Source organism: Thermoactinomyces sp. CICC 10521 (genome assembly GCF_016055135.1).
GTDB classification, from domain to species: Bacteria; Bacillota; Bacilli; order Thermoactinomycetales; family Thermoactinomycetaceae; genus Thermoactinomyces_A; species Thermoactinomyces_A daqus.
The window spans coordinates 43,026-64,569 of record NZ_JAECVZ010000010.1 but is presented as its reverse complement, the minus strand read 5'-3'; the positions used below and the strand labels follow the sequence as shown (position 1 = coordinate 64,569).

Below are 21,544 nucleotides of genomic sequence, written 5' to 3'. Positions count from 1 at the left end.
CAAAGACAAAAAAACGCCGGGCTGGTTCTCCTTTAAAACCGGCTGAAGCGTTTCCGTCAAATCCCGGCGTATGATTGTCATCCGGTTTCCCTGTTCCTTCACCGTAACGAGGGGTTAAGCGGAAAATGACATTTATCCGACCTCTGTCAACTGTCCTTTCTCGACTCTGAATACTCTGTCGCACAATTTCGCTATTTCTTCCATATAATGACTGGCTAACAGAATGGTCACTCCATTTTCCCGCAGATCGGACAATAAACGATGAAGCATTTCAACTCCTTCCGTATCCAACCCGTTTGTCGGTTCATCCAGCAACAGGAGTTTCGGCCTTTCCATGATTGCCTGAGCGATCCCCAAGCATTGTCTCATTCCAAGGGAATATTTCCGCACCGGTTTTTTATCCGCCGGATCAAGGCCGACTTCTTTCAGCGTTTGCCGGATTTCATCATCATTGATTATTCCTCTCATTGAAGCCAGCAGCTTCAGGTTTTTGAACCCGCTGTATTCCCCCAAAAAACCGCCGGGCGTCTCAATAATAATCCCAACATTCTGCGGAAAGGTTCCGTTTTTTCCAACTTCCTGATTGAAAACCAAGACACGCCCTTCCGTCGGAAATACAAATCCGCTGATCAAACGCAAAAGCATCGTTTTTCCTGATCCATTGCGCCCGATCAACCCATATATTTGACCCGCCGGAACTTCAAGATCAATCTTGTTCAGGATCGGCTTTCCGTCAATCACTTTTGAGACATTTTCCAGTTTTACCGCCGGCGCCGGATGTGCCATGATAAATCCTCCTGTCTTTCACTGTAATTCATTTGAATTTTTCTGCCCCGAAACATCGGCCTTTTTGATATAATGCATCCCCCATAAAAAAACACAAACGATGATCATCGCGTTATATATCAAAGACCACCAAACCGAAAAATGATGGATGTGCCCATCCACTTCAGAATGTCTCAGATAAATCCCCTGATTGCCGGGAAACCAACTGACCAGACTTTCAGGCATGAGACTGCTGAAACAAGAAACGATATACAGAAAAACCACAAGAACATATGGTTTGAAAACACGCTCCCACTTGACGGCCAGCCCCAGTATCAAGACAGACATTGAAAAGCTTGTGCTCCAATTGAGCAGCAAAAGCCATAACATTGCCGGGAACGGCTCAATCCCTTTCAACCCGGTAAATCATCATAATTGTGAATATGATCCACTATTATATATGTTCTGACTTCTTCTTTCTTCATTTTGTCCTCCGTCTGGTAACAAAGCCCGTTACTCTGGATTCAACGATAACCTATCTGTCCCCTATGTTATGCTCCATATGAAAAAAGCCGCCGATCAACCCGGCGACTTCCTGTTTCTGGCGGAGAGGGTGGGATTCGAACCCACGGAGGGCGTGAACCCTCGGCGGTTTTCAAGACCGCTGCCTTAAACCACTCGACCACCTCTCCACGATCTATTTCGTTACAGAATCTAATTATACTGATTTTTTTCCTTTTGTCAATGAGGAGAGAGCGGGTCCGGCAATTACCCGGAACCCGCAACTGCTTCTCATCCCTGTTTGCTGATCCGTTCAAGTCCGCCCATGTAAGGTTGCAGAGCTTTGGGAATGCGGACGCTCCCGTCGGCTTCCTGGCCGTTTTCCAGGATGGCGGCGACGGTGCGGCCGACGGCAAGGCCGGACCCGTTGAGCGTGTGCACAAACTCCGGTTTTGCCTTGGCATCGCGGCGAAAGCGGATGTTGGCGCGGCGGGCTTGGAAATCCTCGCAGTTGCTGCAGGACGAGATTTCCCGGTAAGTATTGTAGCTCGGCATCCAAACCTCAAGATCGTATGTTTTGGCCGCACTGAAACCGAGGTCTCCTGTACAGAGAGCGACGACGCGATAGGGAAGTTCAAGGCGCTTCAACACTTCTTCGGCATTTTGCACCATCAGTTCGAGCTCGTCATAAGAATCTTCCGGTCTCACCAATTTGATCATTTCGACTTTGTTAAATTGATGCACACGAATCAGTCCGCGTGTATCCCGTCCGGCCGAACCGGCTTCGGAACGGAAACAACTGCTGAAGGCGGTGTAATATTTGGGGAGTTCCTCAGCTGCCAGAATCTCACCCGCATGATAATTGGTTACAGGCACTTCCGCGGTCGGGATGAGGAAGTAATCCTCATTATCCGCCAGCTTGAAAGCGTCTTCTTCAAACTTGGGCAGTTGTCCGGTTCCGGTCATGGCCTGCCGGTTGACGATGTAAGGGGGCATCATTTCCGTATAGCCGTGTTCCTGGATATGCAGGTCGAGCATGAAGTTGATCAAGGCCCGTTCGAGACGCGCTCCCAAACCTTTGTAAAAGACGAAACGGGAGCCGGTCACTTTCGCCGCCCGTTCAAAATCGAGGATGTCGAGTTCTTCGGCAATCTCCCAGTGCGGTTTGATGACAAAATCGGGTTGCGGCGGCTCGCCCCATTTGCGCACAGGGACATTTTCCTCTTCGGAAGCCCCGACGGGCACGCTCTCATGCGGCAAATTGGGAAGGCTGAGCAATATTTCTTCCAACTGTGCATCCAATTGTCTCAATTCCTCATCCAATTGCTTGATCTCATCCCCGACCCGGCGCATTTCCAGTATATCCGCTTCGGCATCTTCTTTGTTCTTTTTCTTTTGGGCAATTTCTTTGGAAACGACATTGCGCTTATTCTTGAGCTGTTCCGCCCTCCTGATCCCTTCGCGGCGGCGCTCATCCAGCTGCAGGAAGGTATCGAGCCCCGGCCATTCTCCCTGTCTGGTGGAAAGCCGTTGTTTCACCTCATCCATATTGCTGCGCAACAACTTGTTGTCCAACACGGGTCTGCACCTCCTAACCATAATAAAAACCTCCCACTCCCCAAAGGGACGGAAGGTTCCGCGTTGCCACCCTTATTGGTCTGCCTGTCGCTGTGACAGGATAAACCCGCTCTTCCGAAATAACGGCTCGTAACCGAATGCGCTTCGGGTTTGTTCCCTTCACGCCTCGCTCCGAGGTGGATTCGCCGCCCGTCCGGAGCGATTCGCACCAGCCATCGCCTCTCTGAACCGAACTGCCGGCAGCTACTAGCCTCTTCTTCGCGTCGATATCAAAAGTTTACTACATATTATATCCTAAACTTCTGCATTTGTAACCATCGATTCGCGAACCATTTCGATAAAATAGGCATGGAAACGCACATCATCTGTCAGTTCAGGATGGAAAGCGGCCGCCAGAAGATGACCTTGCCGGGCAGCGACAATTTTCCCATCCACTTCGGCCAGGATTTCCACACCCGGCCCCACTTCTTCAATGTATGGTGCACGGATAAAAACCGCTTGAAACTGATCGCCGATCCCTTTGACATCAAGGCTCGCCTCAAAGCTCTCCCGTTGCCGGCCAAAGGCGTTTCGCTTCACCGTGATATCCATCAGGCCGAGATGTGGCTCGTCCCGGCCTTCTATGCGGCTGGCAATCAGGATCATTCCGGCGCAAGTGCCAAAGATCGGTTTGCCACTCTGGTACATCTGGCGGATCGGCTCAGTCATCTGATACTCATTCATCAATTTGCTGATGGTGGTCGACTCGCCGCCCGGAATCACCAGGCCATCCAAATCGCTCAGCTGCTCGACCCGTTTCACCGCTACTGCCTCGGCTCCAGCCTGTTCCAGCAAGCGCACATGTTCGCGCACCGCTCCTTGTAAAGCCAGTACGCCAATTTTCATCGCTCCAACCTCCTACCAGCCGCGCTCCTGCATCCGTTCTTCCGCACGCAGTTTGGAAATTTCAATTCCGGTCATCGGTGTGCCAAGATCTTTGGACACTTCGGCAATCAGGCCGAAATCTTCATAGTGCGTGGTGGCCTGAACGATGGCGCGTGCATATTTCTCCGGATTTTCCGATTTGAAGATCCCGGAGCCGACAAAGACACCGTCTGCACCAAGATGCATCATCAGAGCAGCGTCGGCAGGCGTTGCCACACCGCCGGCGGCAAAGTTGACCACAGGCAGTTTGCCCGTTTCATGCACTTGCAAGAGCAAGTCGTACGGAGCCCCCAGTTTTTTCGCCTCAGCCATCAGCTCATCGCGGGACATGCTTTGCACCTTGCGAATCTGGCTTTGCATCATGCGCATATGGCGAACCGCTTCAACGATGTTTCCGGTGCCCGGTTCCCCTTTGGTGCGGATCATGGACGCCCCTTCCCCGATCCGGCGCAATGCTTCCCCGAGGTCACGCGCACCGCAAACAAACGGAACGGTAAATTGCGATTTATCGATATGGTACAGATCATCTGCCGGTGTCAAAACTTCACTTTCATCGATGTAATCGACGCCCATCGCTTCAAGCAGGCGCGCTTCCACAAAATGACCGATCCGTGCTTTGGCCATAACCGGAATCGATACGGCTCCCATCACTTCCTCGATCACACGCGGGTCTGCCATGCGGGCGACACCGCCGGCTGCACGAATATCGGACGGAACGCGTTCCAGTGCCATAACGGCCACTGCTCCGGCTTGTTCCGCAATTTTCGCTTGTTCAGCATTGACAACGTCCATGATGACGCCGCCTTTTTGCATTTCGGCCATCCCGCGTTTGACGCGATCTGTTCCGACTTTACGCACTTCACTCATTTCGGATAACCCCCTTGATGTACCAGCTAAAAACCGGGAGAGCAATCGGAATTTCCTTGCTCTCCTCCCCATTTTATTATAGTTGAAAAAATCCATTTGAAAAATAAATTTAATTAAACCAATTCTTTACGGTATCCCCTATTTCCCGGAAAAACAGGCGAATCCAGCTCGCTTTTTCCACCGCTTTGGCCGTCACGACCGGAGTCGGTTCCACCCCTTGGACCGGTTTTCCGTTATAGAGCACTTGAGCTGTGCCGACCACTTCCCCTTGCTTGAGCGGAGCATTCAATCGGGGCTTGAATGTTACCTTCACCTGGTAACGGGCACTCTCCCCTTTATGCACGGGAAGTTTAATCGCCTTGTCCACGGTTACCGGAACGGTGCGTTCCACTCCGTCAGGCAAGGCCAGCTCTTTTGTTCCCGGGATCTGACCTCCCTTTTTCACCAGCACTTGCGGGACGAATTCCTGAAAACCGTAGTCAAACAACTTTTTCGTCTCCAAAAACCGGTGATCGTCGGAACGGGTTCCCATGACAACGGAAATCAGACGAAGATCACCACGCTGGGCGGTCCCCGTAAAACAATAACCCGCCGTGTTGGTATGCCCCGTTTTCAGTCCATCCACTCCCGGGTAGGAATACTTGAGCCCGGGCAGCATCAAATCCCAGTTGGTCACCTTCAGTTGCTTCTTCGTTCCTATAAAAAATGTATAGTAAGGGATGGACGTCGTTTTCAGGATTTCGGGATACGTTTGAATCAGCTTGGTCGCCAGGATGGCCGTATCATGAGCGGACATCACGTTTGGCCCGGAAACTTTCGGCGGGTCGGGATAAAGGCGGAAATCAAGGCCGGACGCGCAATTGAAATGTGTATGGTTCATTCCCAGTTCCTTCGCCTTTTGATTCATCATGGCGACAAAGTTTTCTTCCGTCCCCCCCACATATTCTGCCAAGGCCACAGCCGCATCATTGGCCGATTCGACCAGAGCGGCGATAAACAGCTCACGCACAGTGATTTTTTCTCCGGGTGTAAGGTTGATCTGCGCTTCATTGATCGCAGCCACCCGCGGGCTTATGGTGACGAGATCATCCCAGTGAATCTTCCCGCTTTTAATCTGGTCCAGCACAACGAACACGGTCATCATTTTGGTCATGCTGGCAGGCGGGTACGGCACTTCGGCATTTTTCTCATCAAGAATCTCCCCGGACTGAAAATCGATCAGGATATAGGACTTTGCCTGAACATCCGGTTTCATCCCCGCGGCAGCTGCCATTGCCGGATTCGTAATCCAACTCATGAAGACAAGCAAACAAAGACAACAGCAGATGTTTATTTTGTTTTTCATCAGGTCATTCTCCATTCTCCCTCATTTGCCGCAAAACATTGCACAAGACTGACATATTTATGTAAATCCGGTTCGGGCCACGGCCGGCCAAATGTCGGAAATTTCCCGCCCCCTTAATCCAGTATAGAAGAGGAACGGGAAAAAAGAAATGAACAAGCAGAAGCGTTTTTCTGCTTGTTCGGTGAAAGAAATTGGTCACATATGGTAGTTTGGAGCTTCTTTGGTAATCTGAACATCATGAGGATGGCTTTCCCTGAGCGAAGCGCTGGAAATGCGAATAAAACGGGATTTCTCTTTTAATTCGGCCAATGTTCTGGTTCCGCAATAGCCCATGCCTGCGCGCAGGCCTCCGATCAATTGGTAAATGGTATCGGCAAGCGGCCCTTTGTACGGAACGCGTCCCTCAATGCCTTCCGGAACCAACTTTTGCACATTTTCTTGGAAATAGCGGTCCTTGCTGCCTGCCTGCATCGCACCGATTGATCCCATCCCGCGGTACACCTTGAAGCGGCGGCCCTGATAAATCTCCGATTCTCCCGGAGCTTCTTCCGTTCCGGCGAAAAGGCTGCCCAGCATGACTGCATCTGCCCCGGCCGCGATCGCTTTGACAATATCCCCGGAGAAACGGATGCCGCCATCGGCGATAATCGGAACGCCATATTGGCGCGCAACGGTGGCACAGTCGTAGATGGCTGTAATCTGCGGCACACCGATTCCTGCAACGACACGGGTTGTACAAATCGAGCCCGGACCGATTCCCACTTTGACCACACTGGCCCCGGCTTCAATCAAATCGCGGGTGCCTTCTCCCGTGGCGACGTTACCGGCAACGATCACCAGGTCGGGATACTGTCTTCTGATCTCCCGCACCATGTCCAACACACCCTGGGAGTGGCCGTGAGCAGTATCAACGACGATCATATCCGCTTCTGCTTCCACCAATGCCGCCACCCGGCGCATCGTATCCTTGGTCACCCCGACAGCCGCCCCGACGAGTAACCTTCCGTGGGCATCTTTGGCCGCTTGCGGGAACAGCTCCGCTTTTTCAATATCCTTGATGGTAATGAGTCCTTTTAAAATGCCTTCTTCGTCGACCAAAGGCAATTTCTCGATCTTATGTTGTTGCAGAATCGCTTCCGCCTCTTTCAGGGTCGTTCCCACCGGTGCCGTCACCAATTTTTCCTTGGTCATCACTTCGGCGATCGGGGTGGAATAATCACGGACAAAACGCAGGTCACGGTTGGTGATAATCCCCATCAGGCGGCGGTTTTCATCGACAATCGGCACACCGGAAATCCGGTATTTCGCCATCAGTTCTTCCGCATCATGAACTTTGTGCTCAGGTGTCAAGTAAAACGGATTGGTGATGACTCCGCTCTCAGAGCGCTTGACCCGGTCTACTTCTTCAGCCTGCTCTTCCACTTTCATGTTTTTGTGAATGACACCGATGCCTCCCTGCCGGGCAATCGCAATGGCCAAGGCTGATTCGGTCACGGTATCCATCCCCGCACTGATCAGCGGAATATTGAGTTTCACCCGATCCGTCAGCGTGGTGCCGGTCTCGACGTCTCGCGGCAAAATTTCCGATTTCGCCGGGACCAATAAAACATCGTCAAAGGTAAAACCTTCCTTGGCAAACTTCTGATCCCACATATCGCTTTCCCCTTTGGCCCAAATTTTTTCTAGCAAGTGTAACAGTATCCTTGCCAAGTCGTCAAGATTTTTCATTTTTTGCCAAAAAGTTGTCCACAATCATTCACAAGTTATCCACAGGATCTTGTGCATAACTAAACTTTTCTGTGGATAACCAACGGTTCAGGGAAGGATGCTGCTAATGGTTTCCGCTACCTCTGGTTTCTGAATCAGCTGCAGATGGTCATCATCCGGGAACGTTTTAACATGAATGGCCCCTTTGATCGTCGCTTCTCCGTCACGTACAACACCATCGCTGTCCGAACCGTACTTCAGGGCTAGAAGCGTCCATCCGACCGCCAATTCCCCATGCCATCCGCGGTTTCCCCATCCATCCGCATCCCCGGCTATGGTAAAAAGGTGTCCGCCTTTTGCAAACGGACTTCCCTGTACGGGATATTTTTGGTTAAACCGCGCCACCGCCTCAGGAGTAAGATCTGCCATAGCCGCTTGTCCATGCACAAACATCCCCAGCCAACTGTATTCCCTGGCAAGCGGGGTTCCATGGTGCGGTGAGGCAATCGTCACAAGGTCCGCCACCCGGCCCGGCCGCAAGTAGACCAATTCCCGGGCAACCAGACCGCCCATGCTGTGAGCGATCACCGCAAAACGGGGATCAAGTCCATATTTTGCTTGCAGGAGATCAATTTTATGCGCGGCAATTTTCGCCTGGGCGTCGATTGAGCCGTTTCCGGCTTGATGATCATTTTCTCCCGCAAACGTCACGATCTTTCCATTGATCCGCATCGTCCAGACCCGGTCTGACCGATTGGTATACAGGACATAAATATGCCCGGACTTCCAATGAGCGACCAATGTGTTTAAAAATGCTTCTCCCCACTGATGGCGGTTGTTAAAACCATGGATCAGAACCAAATCCGAGTTTTTCTCGGGAAGTGCTTGCTTCTTCGGAGGAATCGTCCCCCAGACGAACAACAGGAGAATGCATAAACACCAAATCCATCTCTTTTTCATATCTGCCTTACGATCCTCCTGAAAAATCACCTCTGTTATATCATTCCCGCCTTTTCAGCACAATAAAGGGCAGAAGATTAAAACGGGAGGGAACGGGTTGGAAGCAAAACCGGTAAACATCATCTATTGCGAATCGCCGGAGGAATGGATCCGTGACCAATATTTCCTGCTTGCCAACGAAAAGTCGGCACAAAGATTTCTGTTGAACGCTTACCAAAAAAGCGGAACCCCGCAACCGGAAAAGATGGCCTTTCGTAATGCGGCAGCGTTTTCCGCCTACATCCGGCAGGCTCTTTCCATTTTCCGGCCGGGACGGGAAGAAAATATCTGGATGCAGCCTGTCCTCGACTACTATGGAATGATGAGCTTGATTAAAGCATGGATTCTGACCCGGGTGCCGGACTATCCGCAAAATACTTCAGTCTTGCGCCATGGGTTATCCACCCGAAAACGAAAGCGTGAATCTTATCGTTTGCTCGAGGATGAAGTCCGGATACAAAAAGAAGGGCTTTATCCACTGGTCGCCGGGTTATTGGGGAATCCTCCCGATGCGGGAGACTCATATCGGCTCAAGACATTGTTTTCCTTCCTATCTGACTTGTCCGCCAGTTATGAGCGCATTATGGGTGAAACGCCGCTGATTCCGGTTACGGTTGGCCGGCAGACCTCGCTTTATGCAGACGAGGCGATGCCGCTGGAAATCGCCGAAACCGTTCTCGACCGGATCCATCTCACCCCCGAAGCTTTTGTTTCCCGTCTGAATCATTACAGCAAAGGGGCACTCTTCTCCCTTGGCACTCCGGTGATCCGGTCCGGTCTCCTGCAACTTCGTTGGAGCCATCCCGATGTCCGGCATGTGAATGACTGGGAGAAAGGATTTCACCATCCTTGGTTTTATGAAGATAAAAAAGGCAACCATTACCTGTGGTTCGGTAATGATTGCCTTGGAACCCCTGTTGATGAATTGCTGGTTCATTTCATGTTGCTGTTTGCGCTGAGTATGCTGTGTCGCTATGAACCACCGCTATGGGGGGAGATAATGCTGGATCACACCGGAGAAGAGCAAATCCTGGTATGCGGACTGCTCCGTCTCATCCCGCGAAAGGTCCCCCATCTGGTCTTAAACCTTCTCCACGGTCAAAAATCGATCATTCGCCTTTATTGATTACCGTCTTCTCCGTCTTCTCCGTCTTCCTCCTCTTCGCGGTGGACGCGGGCGACGGCCGATACTTCGTCCTCGTCGAGCGAAATCAGTTTCACTCCTTGCGCATACCGGCCCATCACGGAAATCTCGGCGATCTTCAGACGAATGACAATGCCGGATTGAGTCACGATCATCAGATCTTCATCTTCGGACACCACTTTGTGGGCGACCACATCTCCTTTTTTCTCTGTGAGGCTTAAGGTCTTGATCCCTTTACCGCCGCGTGATTGAATGCGGTATTCCTCCATCGGCGTCCGTTTGCCATATCCGTTGCGAGTGACGATCAGGACATATTTGTCCGGGATCACGATATCCATATCGATTACGCGGTCATCTTCACCTAACGTGATGCCTTTCACGCCTGTGGCCGAACGTCCCATTTCCCTGACGTCCATTTCGTGGAAGCGAATCGACATTCCCTGGCGCGTTCCCATCAGGACTTCCTGATTTCCATCGGTCAGGCGGACGCCAACCAGTTCATCCCCGTCACGAAGATTGATGGCAAACAGGCCGTTGCGGCGAATGTTTTCAAATTCGCTGAGTGCGGTCTTCTTCACAATGCCTTCAGCCGTGGCAAAGAAAAGGAACTGATTATCCAGGAATTCTTTCACCGGGATGACCGCCTCGATGCGCTCGCCCTGGTCGATCTGAATCAGGTTGATCACGGGAGTCCCGCGCGCGGTTCTGCCGAGCTCCGGCACTTCGTACGCCTTCAGGCGGTACACTTTCCCCTTGTTTGAGAAGAAGAGCAAATGATTATGGGAATGGGTGACAAACATATGCTGCACCAAGTCGTCTTCCCGGGTTCCCATCCCCGTGATTCCCTTGCCGCCTCTTCGTTGCGCCCGGTAGGTGGACAAAGGCATCCGCTTGATATATCCACGCTGGGTCAACAAAATGGCGACCTCATCTTCGGGGATCAAATCCTCGTCCTCAATTTCGTCCTCATCGGCTTTAATCATCGTGCGGCGTTCATCGCCATACCGTTCTTTGATCTCCTTCAGCTCATCCCGCACGACGCCGCGGATTTTGGCCTCATCGGCGAGAATGTCTTTCAATTTGGCGATCAATTTCTGAAGTTCTCCGTATTCCGCCTCGATTTTTTCGCGTTCCAGTCCGGTCAGGCGATGCAAACGCATATCGAGAATCGCCTGGGCTTGTTTTTCACTGAGACCGAACTTTTCCATCAAACCGGTACGAGCTTCGGCAGTGGTGGCGGAAGCGCGGATGAGGGCGATCACTTCGTCGATCTGGTCAAGGGCAATGCGCAAGCCTTCCAGGATGTGAGCCCGTTCTTCCGCTTTGTTCAAATCATACTGGGTGCGCCGGCGGATCACTTCCACCTGGTGGTCGATATAGTGGGAAAGAATGGATTTAATGTTGAGTACCTGCGGCTGGCCGTCAACCAACGCCAGCATGTTAACGCCAAAGCTCGATTGCAGGCTGGTATGCTTGTACAAATTGTTAAGAATGACCCTTGGGTTTACATCCCGACGCAGTTCAATGACCACACGCATTCCGTTCCGGTCTGATTCGTCGCGCAGGTCGGTGATTCCGTCGATTTTTTTGTCGCGTACGAGCTCGGCGATCTTTTCCACCAGCTTGGCTTTGTTCACTTGGTACGGCAATTCTTCCACGACGATGCGCATCTTTCCGCTGCCCGCTTCTTCGATCCGCGTTTTCGCCCGGATCCGGATGCTGCCCCGCCCGGTGCGGTACGATTTGCGAATCCCGTCATGCCCGAGGATGATTCCCCCCGTGGGAAAATCAGGACCCTTGATGATCCGCATCAAATCTTCAATCGTCGCCTCTGGATTATCCAGGAGGAGAAGGATTCCGTCGATCACTTCAGACAGGTTATGCGGCGGGATATTGGTCGCCATGCCGACGGCAATCCCGGATGCCCCGTTAACGATCAGATTGGGAAAGCGGGAAGGCAGCACCAACGGCTCTTCCTGCTGTCCGTCATAGTTGGGGCCAAAGTCGATCGTATCCTTCTGGATATCGCGCAACAACTCCATCGTGATCGGAGCCATCCGCGCTTCGGTATACCGCATGGCCGCGGGCGAATCGCCGTCGATTGACCCGAAGTTTCCGTGTCCGTCCACCAGCGGATACCGATAAGAGAAATCCTGCGCCATCCGAACCATCGCATCGTATACCGCCACATCCCCGTGCGGATGATAGTTCGCCGTAACGTTTCCGACGACGCGGGACGATTTTTTGTACGGTTTGTCCGGAGTCATCCCCAGTTCATACAAAGTGTACAAAATCCGGCGATGAACGGGTTTCAGGCCGTCGCGTACGTCCGGGAGGGCGCGGCTGACAATTACGCTCATCGCATAGTCCAGAAACGAAGACTTCATTTCCTTACTGATATTCACTTCTTGAATTCTTTGCATATCTGGCATCGTTTCATCTCCCTGCTTCCTACTGCCTGCCGGTTACACATCCAAGGTAGCCTGGTTCGCATATTCCTGGATGAATACGCGCCGCGGCTCAACCCGGTCGCCCATCAGCATCTCAAATACCTCGTCAGCATCCATCGCATCGGCAAGGGAAACTTGCAGCAATGTGCGGCTTTCAGGGTCCATCGTCGTTTCCCAGAGCTGGGTCGCGTTCATTTCTCCCAGCCCTTTGTACCGCTGGATCTCCACTTTTCCCTTTCCTTCCAGTTCCTTGAGAATTTCCTCTTTCATGCGGTCATTGTAGGCATAGCGAACCGTTTTCCCTTGCGTCACTTTATAAAGCGGAGGCTGCGCGATATAAACATAGCCGTTTTCAATCAGCGGCCGCATATAGCGGTAGAAGAAGGTCAGCAATAACGTGCGGATATGCGCGCCGTCCACATCGGCATCGGTCATGATGATGATCTTGTGGTACCGCGCCTTGTCGAGATTGAAGTCACCGCCGATCCCCGTGCCGAGCGCAGTGATGATCGTCCGGATTTCATCGTTGGAAAGTGCCTTGTCCAACCGCGCTTTCTCTACGTTGATAATTTTTCCCTTGAGGGGGAGGATCGCCTGGAACATGCGGTCACGCCCCTGCTTGGCAGTACCGCCCGCGGAATCCCCTTCAACGATGAACAGTTCGCTGTCGGCAGCGTTTTTGGAGGTGCAATCCGCCAATTTCCCGGGCAATGAACTGACTTCCAGTGCATTTTTCCGACGCGTCAATTCCCGGGCTTTGCGGGCAGCCTCCCTTGCGCGTGCAGCCATTACCGCTTTTCCGATGATCTTTTTGGCCACCGCCGGGTTTTCCTCCAGAAAGATCTGGAACTCCTCGGCAAATAATTGTTCCGTGGCCGAGCGGGCTTCACTGTTTCCCAGCTTGGTTTTCGTTTGCCCTTCAAACTGCGGATCACCGATTTTCACACTGATAATGGCCGTCAACCCTTCCCGCACATCATCGCCGGTCAGGTTGCTTTGGTTTTCTTTCAACAGGTTGTTCCGCCGGGCATAATCGTTGATCACCCGGGTAAGCGCCGATTTGAAGCCGGCTTCATGCGTTCCGCCCTCATGCGTGTGAATATTGTTGGCATACGAATAAATGTTCGATGAGAAAGAATCATTATACTGAAGCGAAATTTCAATCGGGATGGAATCCCGTTCGCCTTCGATATAGATCGGGGGCTCATGCAGCACTTCGCGGTTGCGGTTCAGATATTCCACAAAGGATCGAATGCCGCCGTCATATTGGAATTCCGCCTTTCTCTCTTTTTCGCGCCGATCCTCCAATATGATTTTGATCCCCTTGTTCAGGAAGGCGAGCTCACGCAGGCGGTTTTGCAAAATGTCATAATCGTATTCCGTCGTTTCGGTAAAGATTTCCGGGTCGGGTTTGAACGTAACCTTCGTTCCTGTTTCATCCGTTTCCCCGATCACTTGCAGGTCATAATCGGGCACGCCCCGGGTGTAACGTTGGCGGTGAATTTTTCCTTCCCGTCTCACTTCCACTTCCAGCCATTCCGACAGGGCATTCACCACCGACACGCCCACTCCGTGCAAGCCGCCGGAAAATTTGTAGCCATCACCGCCGAATTTTCCGCCGGCATGGAGAACCGTCATCACGACTTCAACAGCCGGCCGCCCCATTTTCGGATGAATTCCGACCGGAATCCCGCTTCCGTTGTCAGTGACCGTTACGCTGTTATCCGGGTTGACGATCACCTCAATCGTGTCACACCGCCCGGCCAATGCTTCATCGATGCTGTTATCCACCACTTCCCATACGAGGTGGTGCAAACCGCGGCTCGATGTGGACCCGATATACATTCCCGGGCGTTTACGAACAGCCTCTAATCCTTCCAGTACCTGAATCTGAGTTTCATCGTAATTGGTATTTTGTACGGACAATTCGGTCACCTGCTTCCTTATCCAAAACTAACGTAAAACAAAAACAACCGATTGACTTCAAGGCCAATCAGGGTTGGTCAACCGCTTATTTCCCCGGAATCTGGCTGTCATCCGCCCTTTTTTTTAATGTGGTTGACGAGATCGGCGAAGCGAACACGCCATTCTTTGTGATCACGTAAGATTTTACTGCTTCAGGCGAAATCCGTTCCACCTTCCCCTTTCGTCTGGCCATTTCGAGGAAAGTGCAGTCTCCGGATTCTTCCAGCACATCCGCATCCAGGATGGCGATCACCTCGCGAATGCGGAGCGTGCGGCTTCCCCCTAGGTGAATAAACACCTGATCACCCCAGTTCCGTTATACGCCCTTGCCGCACCTGGTAAATCCGCGCCTTCGCCAGTGTTTCCTGATCAATCCCCTCCAGATTGGTCGTGGTGACAAAGGTTTGCACACGGCCGCGAATCGCCTCCAGTAGGTGCGTTTTTCGGGAATCATCAAGTTCAGATAAAACATCATCCAATAATAGAACAGGATAATAGCCGGTCTCCTGATAAATCAGTTCAATTTCAGCCAATTTCAGAGATAAAGCGGCCGTTCGCTGCTGCCCCTGTGAACCGTACAGGTGCAGATCAAGTCCGTTGGCTGTCAAACGCAAGTCGTCCCGCTGCGGGCCAATCAGGGTGGTTCCGCGTCTAATCTCTTTTTCGCGTTTTTTTTCCAATTCCCTCTGCAAAAGCAGGGGCCATTCCCCCGGATCCGTGTCGAGCAGCGACGGCAGAGACGGGAGGTATTCGATCTCCAGCTCTTCCAGGCCGCGCGTGATTGCCTGGTGAATCCCTCTTGCCCATTTCTTGAGAGAAGAAAGAAAAGCGAGCCGTTTCTTCCACAGATCTATGGAAAACTGGATGAACTGCTCATCCAGCACATTTAAGAGTGCGGACTGGAATGTCCCTTTCTGGCCTAACTGTTTTAGCAAACTGTTGCGCTGCGTCAATAACTTGTTCAATTGCGTAAGATGATGAACATAAGCGGGGCTGACCTGTCCGATCTCCATATCCAAAAAGCGCCTGCGAATCTGCGGACTTCCTTTGACGAGCGCCAGGTCTTCCGGAGCGAATAAAACGGCGGGAAGGGAGCCGATATACTGGCTGAGCCGTGGCTGCTCAATTCCGTTTCGACTCACCTTTTTCCCTTTTTCCGTCATTTGCACTTCCAGCCGGAGCTTTTGTTCCCCTTTTCTGACGCTGGCTTTGGCAACAGCCCTTTTCTCGCCGAAGCGGATCAATTCCCTGTGCGTTCGCGTGCGATGGGATTTCCCCAGCGCCAGGAGATAGAGGGATTCGAGAATATTGGTTTTTCCCTGGGCATTCGGTCCGACAAACAGATGGAGTTCCTCGGGGCAATGGAGGTCGAGTTCCGCAATATTGCGGAATTGCTTCAGGTTTAAATTTTCCACTCTCAAGATTGAGGGCCCTCCCTTACTCCCCGATCACTTGTACCGAACCGTATCCGGCGATATCCACAATATCCTGTGGATAAAGCTTTCGTCCCCTTCTCGATTCCGGCTCCCGATTTACCCTTACTTCCACTTCCTGCAAAAAGATTTTCACAAAGCCCCCGCTGTGAGCGAGATCGAGTTTTTTCAGCAACTGCCCGAGCGTGATGTACGGGCCGTCGATTTTAACCTGCTGCAACAAAGCTCCCTCCTTCGGGATTAGCGGGTGCGGATCGGGACGATTAAGTGCAGGGAATCCTCTCGATCGGTCGGTTGAATCAAAAAAGGCCGCATCGGACCGGTAAATTGAATGCGAATCTCATCGCTTTCAATGGAGCGGAGGGCTTCCATCATATACCGGGCATTAAAGGAAATGCCGAGTTCCGGCCCATTTACCTTCGCGATGACTTCCTCCGTCACGCTTCCGATATCCTGTGCGGCAGAATTCACCTCTACCTTCCCGTCTTTCAAAGTCCATTTTATCACATTATCCCGTCCATCCCGACTGATGAGTGATGCACGATCAACGGATTGTAACAATTCCTTGGTCGAAGAGATGAGTTCCGTTTCCCCGCCGTCCGGAATAACCCGGTTGGTGTCGGGATACGTTCCTTCGAGCAGGCGGGAATAAAATTCCCACTCATCCGTTTTTACCAGTATTTGGTTTTCCGCCACGATAATATCCACAATTCCCGTATAATCTGCCAGCGTTTTGGCGAGTTCGGTCAAACTTTTGCCGGGAATGATCACGTTTTTCAAAGTGAGTTCTTCCGATCCTTCCACATGGGCCTGTTGCCTGGACAGACGATGGCTGTCCGTCGCCACGCATGTGAGCACACCGCCTTCCAGCTGCATCAGGACACCCGTCAGAACGCCGCGCGCCTCATTGGTGGCAACGGCAAATCCGGTTTGCCGAATCAAAGTTTTCAGGGTATCGGCTGACACGCTGAAGAGCTGTTCTGTGGATAACATCGGCAAACGCGGATATTCCACAGGGTCAAATCCGTTCAGATGAAATTCGGATGTTTCCGAGCGGATCGTGGTTTGAAACTTCTCATTGGCAAACCATTCCACTTCTTTTCCTGGGAGTTTTCTTACCAGATCGCCGAAGATGCGTCCGGGGAGAACGACACTTCCCAGCTTTTCCACAAATACCTGCTCCAAGTCGTCTTTCCGTTTCGGAACCCGCACCTGAATCGTGATGTCGGAATTGCTGCCGGTGAGCAAAAGTCCGTTTTCATCCGCCGTCACTTTGATTCCGGTCAGAATCGGAATGGTCGTCTTGGAGGAAACTGCTTTGGACACTTGGGAAACGGCATCCACCAGCGCTGATTTGATCACGCGAAACTTCATATTCATCCTCCTTAGTATGAGTCAAAAAACAAATGAAAAAGTAGACATAAACCGGAACGGCTTTGCATATATATATATTTTTTTAAAGAAGACAGCAGTAGTAGTAGTAAGGGCTGTGGATAATGTGGAAAAGTGGTCCGAGCCCGGACAAGCCGGGCAATCCGGCCTGTGGAAAAGATGTGCATAAACTGTATCCGGTTATCCACAATACCCACAGGAACATGAAATCAGCCGCGGTTGATTCTCTGCTTCAATTGGCTGATTGCTTGTTCCAGCTGAGGATCTTGCTTCAGATTGCGGCTGATTTTCTCGTGAGCGTGGATGACAGTGGTGTGGTCTCTTCCGCCGAAGTCTTCCCCGATTTTCGGAAGGGAGAAATCTGTGAGTTCCCGGCAAAGGTACATGGCGATTTGACGGGGAAAGGCGACAGACTTCGTCCGTTTCTTGCTTTTTAAATCTTCCACCCGCAAGCGATAGTAATTGGCGACAGCCTGCTGGATATCATGGATGCTGATCACCCGGGGGCGCGATTGCGGCATGATGTCCTTTAGCGCTTCTGCGGCCAGTTCCGGCGTGACGGGCTGATTCATCAGAGCCGAAAAGGCGACCACGCGGATCAGCGCCCCTTCCAGTTCGCGAATGTTGGTATCGACACGATCGGCGATGAAAGCCAATACTTCACTCGGAACATCTAAGTTATCAGCGATTGATTTCTTGCGCAAGATAGCGATCCTCGTCTCCAAATCGGGGGGTTGCACATCGGTGATCAGTCCCCATTCAAATCGTGAACGCAACCGGTCTTCCAGCGTCGGGATTTCCTTGGGCGGACGATCGCTGGAGATGATGATTTGCTTATTGGCCTCATGAAGGGCATTAAATGTATGGAAGAATTCTTCCTGGGTTTGTTCTTTTCCCGCCAGAAACTGAATATCGTCAATTAACAGGATATCCACGGACCGGTACTTGTTCCGAAACTGGATCGTCTTGTTGTCGCGGATCGAATTGATAAATTCATTCGTGAATTTTTCCGATGAGATGTAGACCACGCGGCTGGAGGGCGTGTGATCGAGGACATAATGCCCGATCGCATGCATCAGGTGCGTTTTGCCCAGTCCGACGCCGCCATAGATAAACAGCGGATTATAGGCTTTGGCCGGTGCTTCCGCCACTGCGAGCGATGCGGCGTGGGCAAAGCGGTTGCCGGAGCCGATCACAAATGTATCAAAGGTGTAACGCGGATTGAGCTGTGTGCGCGGCGGCTCCTCCTCCGTTTCCTCTTCAGCCTCCGCGGTGTCTGCTTTCTTTTCGGAATCCACCTGGTTTTTTTCAGAACTTTGGCTGACAAATTTCACGCCGAGAGGGGAACCGGTTATTTCCTTCAAGGCATCGCGAACGAGATCGGCGTAACGCGATTCCAGCCAGTCGCGGGCAAAATCGTTGGGGGTGGAAACGACGAGAATGTCCTCGCGAAGTTGGATGGCTTCCGTCGTTTTCAGCCATGTCTCGAAGCTGGGTTTGCTGATTTTGTCCTGAATGGAATCCAGCGTTTTCGCCCATAATTCTTGGATGTGGATCATCAAAGAACCTCCTTTCCCTTGACTAATTCTTGAACATTGTTATCCACAGGGAATTCCCTTGCCCTTTGACAGATGAAGGCATATATCTACAATTTCCACAGCCTGTGGATATCTTTTATTCACAGCCTGTGGATTCTTTATGAGGGAGTTATCCACAATCTGTGGATAACCGGATGAAACCGTAAAATTTATCCACAAGAAAACACCAATAGAATATCAAAACAAACCAGTATTTACAATGAAAAATAGTTAGTTATCCACAATCCACAGGAAGATGAAAAACAGTTATCCACAGGTGTGGATATTGTGGAAAAACGGAGGATAATGTCGGGATAACCGGTGGATAACGAAAAAAATATCCACATGTGGATAAACAGGTCTGTGGATTTCCTCTTTCTTGACATGATGGAAACATCCCGGATATAATGATAGAGATTGTCCGTCGGGGTTTACGTACGGAAATTCAACGCAAGAAGGGAGGTTTCTCCTGGACGCGTTCCCCTGTGTTCGACCGGCTTTGCAAAGGACCGGAAGAGTCAGATGGTTCTCAGGGTGATTTGGCGGCCAGGTGGCGATATGAAGAGAACTTATCAACCCAGCAACCGCAGACGCAAAAATGTTCACGGTTTCCGCGCTCGCATGAGCAGCAAGAATGGCCGTAAAGTGCTGGCTAGACGCAGAAGAAAAGGAAGAAAAGTATTATCCGCTTAATTTGTCGAGGCCACTTTTGATGTGGCCTTTTTTCCTATACGCAATTTTGGTAGTTTATTCTCCCGGGTTTTGCTCTATAATTGTTGATGGACTTGTATTTTTTAGTAGGGAAGGAGCCGATCTTTGCAAAAGGAATATCGTCTGAAAAGACGAAACGATTTCAGAAAGGTATTTCAAGCGGGGCAATCCGTCGCCAATCGGCAGTTTGTCGTTGTGATGCTCGGCCGCAAGGCGGAGGGGCCGCCGCGGATCGGGATCTCTGTCAGCAAAAAAGTGGGGAAAGCGGTTGTGCGCAATCGCATTAAGCGTTTGGTCAAGGAAGTAACCCGGCATTTTATCCCTTATCTCCATCCGAAAACGGATTATGTGATTATCGCCCGCATTCCGGCGGCGCAAATGGATTATAAGCAAGTGAAAGCGAGCCTCCTTCACGTTTTCCAGAAGGGGAAGTGCTTTGTCACGAAACCCCCGAAGTAAACCGCATCAAGGGGGAATGGCAATGAAATGGATTGCCCTCGGTCTCATCCATTTTTACCGACGCTTTCTTTCACCGCTGAAACCGCCCGTATGCCGGTTTGTGCCCACTTGTTCGGAGTATGCGCTGATCGCCATTCAAAGGCATGGTTTTGTTTACGGAGGTTGGTTGACGCTGAGGCGGCTTCTCAAATGTCATCCCTTTCACCCGGGGGGATTTGATTATGTGCCGGAAAAACGACAGAAACGGCCAGATAGATTCCACAGTGATCGAAGCTCAAAATGAGGAGGGAATTCCCTTGTTAAAACGCAGGCGTTGGATCGCCGCAGTACTGCTGCTCGTGCTTTCTGTGGTGATGCTGTCGGGGTGTTCGACGAACCCGGGACAATACAAAATTGACCGCGCGCATCCATCTTGGTTTGAACAGATCTTGGTCATTCCGTTATCCGACTTGTTAGATTTGTTTAAAGACTGGCTCGGGAACTACGGATTATCCATTCTGGTTGTAACCTTTCTGGTTCGCCTGGTGATTCTCCCGCTGACGTGGAAGCAGCAGAAAAGCGCCAAGGCCATGCAGGAATTGCAGCCGCAGCTGACCAAACTGCGGGAGAAATATAAAAACAACCAGCAGAAACTGCAAGAAGAGACGATGAAGCTGTTCCAGAAGCACAATGTGAATCCGATGGCCGGTTGTTTGCCGTTGCTGATCCAGATTCCCGTATTGCTGGCTTTTTATCGTGCCATCATCGGAAACGCACATATCGCCCATTCCAGCTTTTTGTATCTGCAGCTGGGCAAAGCGGATCCTTTTTATATTTTGCCGCTGCTCGCCGCCGTGACGACATATTTGCAATTTATTTCGACCGGCGCCGGTGCCAATCCGCAGATGAAAGTAATGGTCTGGGTGATGCCGGTAATGATTTTCTTCCTCGCTTATCAGTTCCCTGCAGCGCTTTCCCTGTACTGGGTGGGCGGAAACATCTTTACGATTCTGACGTACCTGCTGTTTTTCAATAAGATGAAGAAAAGCAACGTGACCCAGGAAGGAACCGTCCGTTGAACAAACTGATCGTCGAGGCGGGAACGGTTGAAGAAGCCGTCGCCCAGGCGCTCAAACAGTTAGGCGTTTCTCGTGAGCGTTTTCGCGTTCGGGTGGTGGAAGAGGCGAGCAGGGGTTTTTTGGGGTTGTTTGGCCGTCGCCCGGCTAAAGTTGAAGTGGAAGTGATGGAAGATCCGGCGGAAAAAGCCCGTGCCTTTTTGCAGGGGTTGCTGCAACGGATGGGGGCGGACGCAACGGTGGAAATCACGACTTCAGCGAAAAAGGGGTTTGTCACCATCACGGCTCGGGAGGAGCAGACAGGTGCGCTCATCGGCCGGCATGGACAGACACTGGAAGCAATGGAACTCCTCGTCAACCTCGCAGCCAATCGCCGTGAGGAGAAGCCGGCGCGATTTGAATTGGATATCGACGGCTATCGGGAGCGGAGACGCAAAGCGTTGGCTGAGTATGTGATGAAGATGGCGGCCAAGGCAAGGCAGACACGCCAGGAGGTCCGGTTATCCCCGATGCCGGCCAATGAACGGAAGTGGGTTCACCAGACGATCAAGAAAGAACCGAATCTGAAAACGGTGAGCCGTGGAGAAGAACCCAACCGCTCGGTGGTGATCTATTGGCAGGACTAACCTGATGAAGGAATTGGTTGTCTCTGGACTGCCACTTACTTCAGGA

General features: G+C 51.5%; 21 protein-coding genes, 1 tRNA gene and 1 other annotated feature. Of the genes, 6 read left to right on the top strand and 16 right to left on the bottom strand.

What is annotated here, in order from left to right:
- Nucleotides 1-132: 132 nt before the first annotated feature.
- The 9 genes from I8U17_RS09075 to I8U17_RS09035 all read right to left on the bottom strand — a co-directional run bounded on the left by I8U17_RS09075 (nt 133) and on the right by I8U17_RS09035 (nt 8,647).
- The gene (locus I8U17_RS09075) at nt 133-786 is read right to left on the bottom strand and encodes an ATP-binding cassette domain-containing protein (protein ID WP_198059302.1); all 654 of its coding nucleotides are present in this window, start codon (nt 784-786) and stop codon (nt 133-135) included.
- A gap of 18 nt (nt 787-804) precedes the next feature.
- Complete coding sequence (locus I8U17_RS09070) at nt 805-1,182, bottom strand: hypothetical protein (RefSeq protein ID WP_198059301.1); 378 nt, start codon at nt 1,180-1,182, stop codon at nt 805-807.
- 185 nt (nt 1,183-1,367) lie between these two features.
- A tRNA-Ser gene (locus I8U17_RS09065) sits at nt 1,368-1,457 on the bottom strand.
- Nucleotides 1,458-1,557: 100 nt separating this feature from the next.
- Nucleotides 1,558-2,844 (bottom strand): serine--tRNA ligase, encoded by a 1,287-nt coding sequence (serS, locus tag I8U17_RS09060; protein WP_198055590.1) that lies wholly within the window; start codon nt 2,842-2,844, stop codon nt 1,558-1,560.
- 41 nt (nt 2,845-2,885) lie between these two features.
- Nucleotides 2,886-3,112, bottom strand: a binding site (T-box leader).
- Nucleotides 3,113-3,138: 26 nt separating this feature from the next.
- Nucleotides 3,139-3,729, bottom strand: coding sequence for a pyridoxal 5'-phosphate synthase glutaminase subunit PdxT (gene pdxT, locus I8U17_RS09055; protein ID WP_033100501.1), 591 nt, complete (start codon nt 3,727-3,729; stop codon nt 3,139-3,141).
- Between the two features lie 12 nt (nt 3,730-3,741).
- Entirely contained in the window at nt 3,742-4,635 is an 894-nt protein-coding gene (gene pdxS / locus I8U17_RS09050) for a pyridoxal 5'-phosphate synthase lyase subunit PdxS (RefSeq protein WP_033100500.1), read from the bottom strand.
- A gap of 109 nt (nt 4,636-4,744) precedes the next feature.
- Nucleotides 4,745-5,980 (bottom strand): D-alanyl-D-alanine carboxypeptidase family protein, encoded by a 1,236-nt coding sequence (locus tag I8U17_RS09045; RefSeq protein ID WP_198059300.1) that lies wholly within the window; start codon nt 5,978-5,980, stop codon nt 4,745-4,747.
- Between the two features lie 195 nt (nt 5,981-6,175).
- Entirely contained in the window at nt 6,176-7,633 is a 1,458-nt protein-coding gene (gene guaB, locus I8U17_RS09040) for an IMP dehydrogenase (protein ID WP_033100499.1), read from the bottom strand.
- Between the two features lie 162 nt (nt 7,634-7,795).
- Nucleotides 7,796-8,647 carry an alpha/beta fold hydrolase gene (locus tag I8U17_RS09035; RefSeq protein ID WP_198055588.1) on the bottom strand — a complete coding sequence of 284 codons (852 nt, stop codon included), beginning with the start codon at nt 8,645-8,647 and terminating at the stop codon, nt 7,796-7,798.
- A gap of 97 nt (nt 8,648-8,744) precedes the next feature.
- Here I8U17_RS09035 and I8U17_RS09030 point away from each other — a divergent pair, with 97 nt between their 5' ends.
- Nucleotides 8,745-9,812: a YaaC family protein gene (locus tag I8U17_RS09030; protein ID WP_033100497.1), complete on the top strand. Its 1,068-nt coding sequence runs from the start codon at nt 8,745-8,747 to the stop codon at nt 9,810-9,812.
- Here the strand turns inward: I8U17_RS09030 and gyrA are convergent.
- From gyrA to dnaA, 7 genes are all read right to left on the bottom strand, one after another.
- Nucleotides 9,806-12,262 carry a DNA gyrase subunit A gene (gene gyrA / locus I8U17_RS09025; RefSeq protein WP_198059299.1) on the bottom strand — a complete coding sequence of 819 codons (2,457 nt, stop codon included), beginning with the start codon at nt 12,260-12,262 and terminating at the stop codon, nt 9,806-9,808. The two genes, I8U17_RS09030 and gyrA, sit on opposite strands and share 7 nt — an antisense overlap.
- A gap of 33 nt (nt 12,263-12,295) precedes the next feature.
- Nucleotides 12,296-14,206 carry a DNA topoisomerase (ATP-hydrolyzing) subunit B gene (gene gyrB / locus I8U17_RS09020; RefSeq protein WP_081943785.1) on the bottom strand — a complete coding sequence of 637 codons (1,911 nt, stop codon included), beginning with the start codon at nt 14,204-14,206 and terminating at the stop codon, nt 12,296-12,298.
- A gap of 85 nt (nt 14,207-14,291) precedes the next feature.
- Nucleotides 14,292-14,543 (bottom strand): extracellular matrix regulator RemB, encoded by a 252-nt coding sequence (gene remB, locus I8U17_RS09015; RefSeq protein WP_033100494.1) that lies wholly within the window; start codon nt 14,541-14,543, stop codon nt 14,292-14,294.
- Nucleotides 14,544-14,547: 4 nt separating this feature from the next.
- A complete protein-coding gene (recF, locus tag I8U17_RS09010) occupies nt 14,548-15,660 on the bottom strand; it encodes a DNA replication/repair protein RecF (RefSeq protein WP_309485161.1) in 1,113 nt (370 codons plus the stop codon).
- 22 nt (nt 15,661-15,682) lie between these two features.
- Nucleotides 15,683-15,898, bottom strand: coding sequence for a S4 domain-containing protein YaaA (gene yaaA / locus I8U17_RS09005; protein ID WP_033100492.1), 216 nt, complete (start codon nt 15,896-15,898; stop codon nt 15,683-15,685).
- A 20-nt stretch (nt 15,899-15,918) separates the two neighbouring features.
- Nucleotides 15,919-17,052 (bottom strand): DNA polymerase III subunit beta, encoded by a 1,134-nt coding sequence (dnaN, locus tag I8U17_RS09000; RefSeq protein WP_033100491.1) that lies wholly within the window; start codon nt 17,050-17,052, stop codon nt 15,919-15,921.
- Between the two features lie 227 nt (nt 17,053-17,279).
- A complete protein-coding gene (dnaA, locus tag I8U17_RS08995; RefSeq protein ID WP_198055585.1) occupies nt 17,280-18,629 on the bottom strand; it encodes a chromosomal replication initiator protein DnaA in 1,350 nt (449 codons plus the stop codon).
- Nucleotides 18,630-19,205: 576 nt separating this feature from the next.
- Between dnaA and rpmH the strand changes: the two genes are divergently transcribed.
- The 5 genes from rpmH (at nt 19,206) to jag (ending at nt 21,498) form a co-directional block, all read left to right on the top strand.
- Nucleotides 19,206-19,340 carry a 50S ribosomal protein L34 gene (gene rpmH, locus I8U17_RS08990; protein ID WP_081943776.1) on the top strand — a complete coding sequence of 45 codons (135 nt, stop codon included), beginning with the start codon at nt 19,206-19,208 and terminating at the stop codon, nt 19,338-19,340.
- A 123-nt stretch (nt 19,341-19,463) separates the two neighbouring features.
- Nucleotides 19,464-19,817: a ribonuclease P protein component gene (gene rnpA / locus I8U17_RS08985; protein WP_033100489.1), complete on the top strand. Its 354-nt coding sequence runs from the start codon at nt 19,464-19,466 to the stop codon at nt 19,815-19,817.
- Between the two features lie 22 nt (nt 19,818-19,839).
- Complete coding sequence (gene yidD / locus I8U17_RS08980) at nt 19,840-20,100, top strand: membrane protein insertion efficiency factor YidD (RefSeq protein ID WP_181735397.1); 261 nt, start codon at nt 19,840-19,842, stop codon at nt 20,098-20,100.
- A gap of 70 nt (nt 20,101-20,170) precedes the next feature.
- A complete protein-coding gene (locus I8U17_RS08975) occupies nt 20,171-20,875 on the top strand; it encodes a YidC/Oxa1 family membrane protein insertase (protein WP_052154118.1) in 705 nt (234 codons plus the stop codon).
- Entirely contained in the window at nt 20,872-21,498 is a 627-nt protein-coding gene (gene jag, locus I8U17_RS08970; RefSeq protein ID WP_198059298.1) for an RNA-binding cell elongation regulator Jag/EloR, read from the top strand. Before I8U17_RS08975 ends, jag begins: the two co-directional genes overlap by 4 nt.
- Nucleotides 21,499-21,544: the final 46 nt, after the last annotated feature.

Excerpts from the sequence above, each read along its gene's own strand:
- I8U17_RS09045 (WP_198059300.1), bottom strand. The coding sequence starts at position 5,980 with ATGAAAAACAAAATAAACATCTGCTGTTGTCTTTGTTTGCTTGTCTTC.
- I8U17_RS09035 (WP_198055588.1), bottom strand. The coding sequence starts at position 8,647 with ATGAAAAAGAGATGGATTTGGTGTTTATGCATTCTCCTGTTGTTCGTC.
- pdxT (WP_033100501.1), bottom strand. The coding sequence starts at position 3,729 with ATGAAAATTGGCGTACTGGCTTTACAAGGAGCGGTGCGCGAACATGTG.
- dnaN (WP_033100491.1), bottom strand. The coding sequence starts at position 17,052 with ATGAAGTTTCGCGTGATCAAATCAGCGCTGGTGGATGCCGTTTCCCAA.
- I8U17_RS09075 (WP_198059302.1), bottom strand. The coding sequence starts at position 786 with ATGGCACATCCGGCGCCGGCGGTAAAACTGGAAAATGTCTCAAAAGTG.
- pdxS (WP_033100500.1), bottom strand. The coding sequence starts at position 4,635 with ATGAGTGAAGTGCGTAAAGTCGGAACAGATCGCGTCAAACGCGGGATG.
- dnaA (WP_198055585.1), bottom strand. The coding sequence starts at position 18,629 with ATGATCCACATCCAAGAATTATGGGCGAAAACGCTGGATTCCATTCAG.
- gyrA (WP_198059299.1), bottom strand. The coding sequence starts at position 12,262 with ATGCCAGATATGCAAAGAATTCAAGAAGTGAATATCAGTAAGGAAATG.
- I8U17_RS08975 (WP_052154118.1), top strand. The coding sequence starts at position 20,171 with ATGCTGTCGGGGTGTTCGACGAACCCGGGACAATACAAAATTGACCGC.
- yidD (WP_181735397.1), top strand. The coding sequence starts at position 19,840 with ATGAAATGGATTGCCCTCGGTCTCATCCATTTTTACCGACGCTTTCTT.
- rpmH (WP_081943776.1), top strand. The coding sequence starts at position 19,206 with ATGAAGAGAACTTATCAACCCAGCAACCGCAGACGCAAAAATGTTCAC.
- guaB (WP_033100499.1), bottom strand. The coding sequence starts at position 7,633 with ATGTGGGATCAGAAGTTTGCCAAGGAAGGTTTTACCTTTGACGATGTT.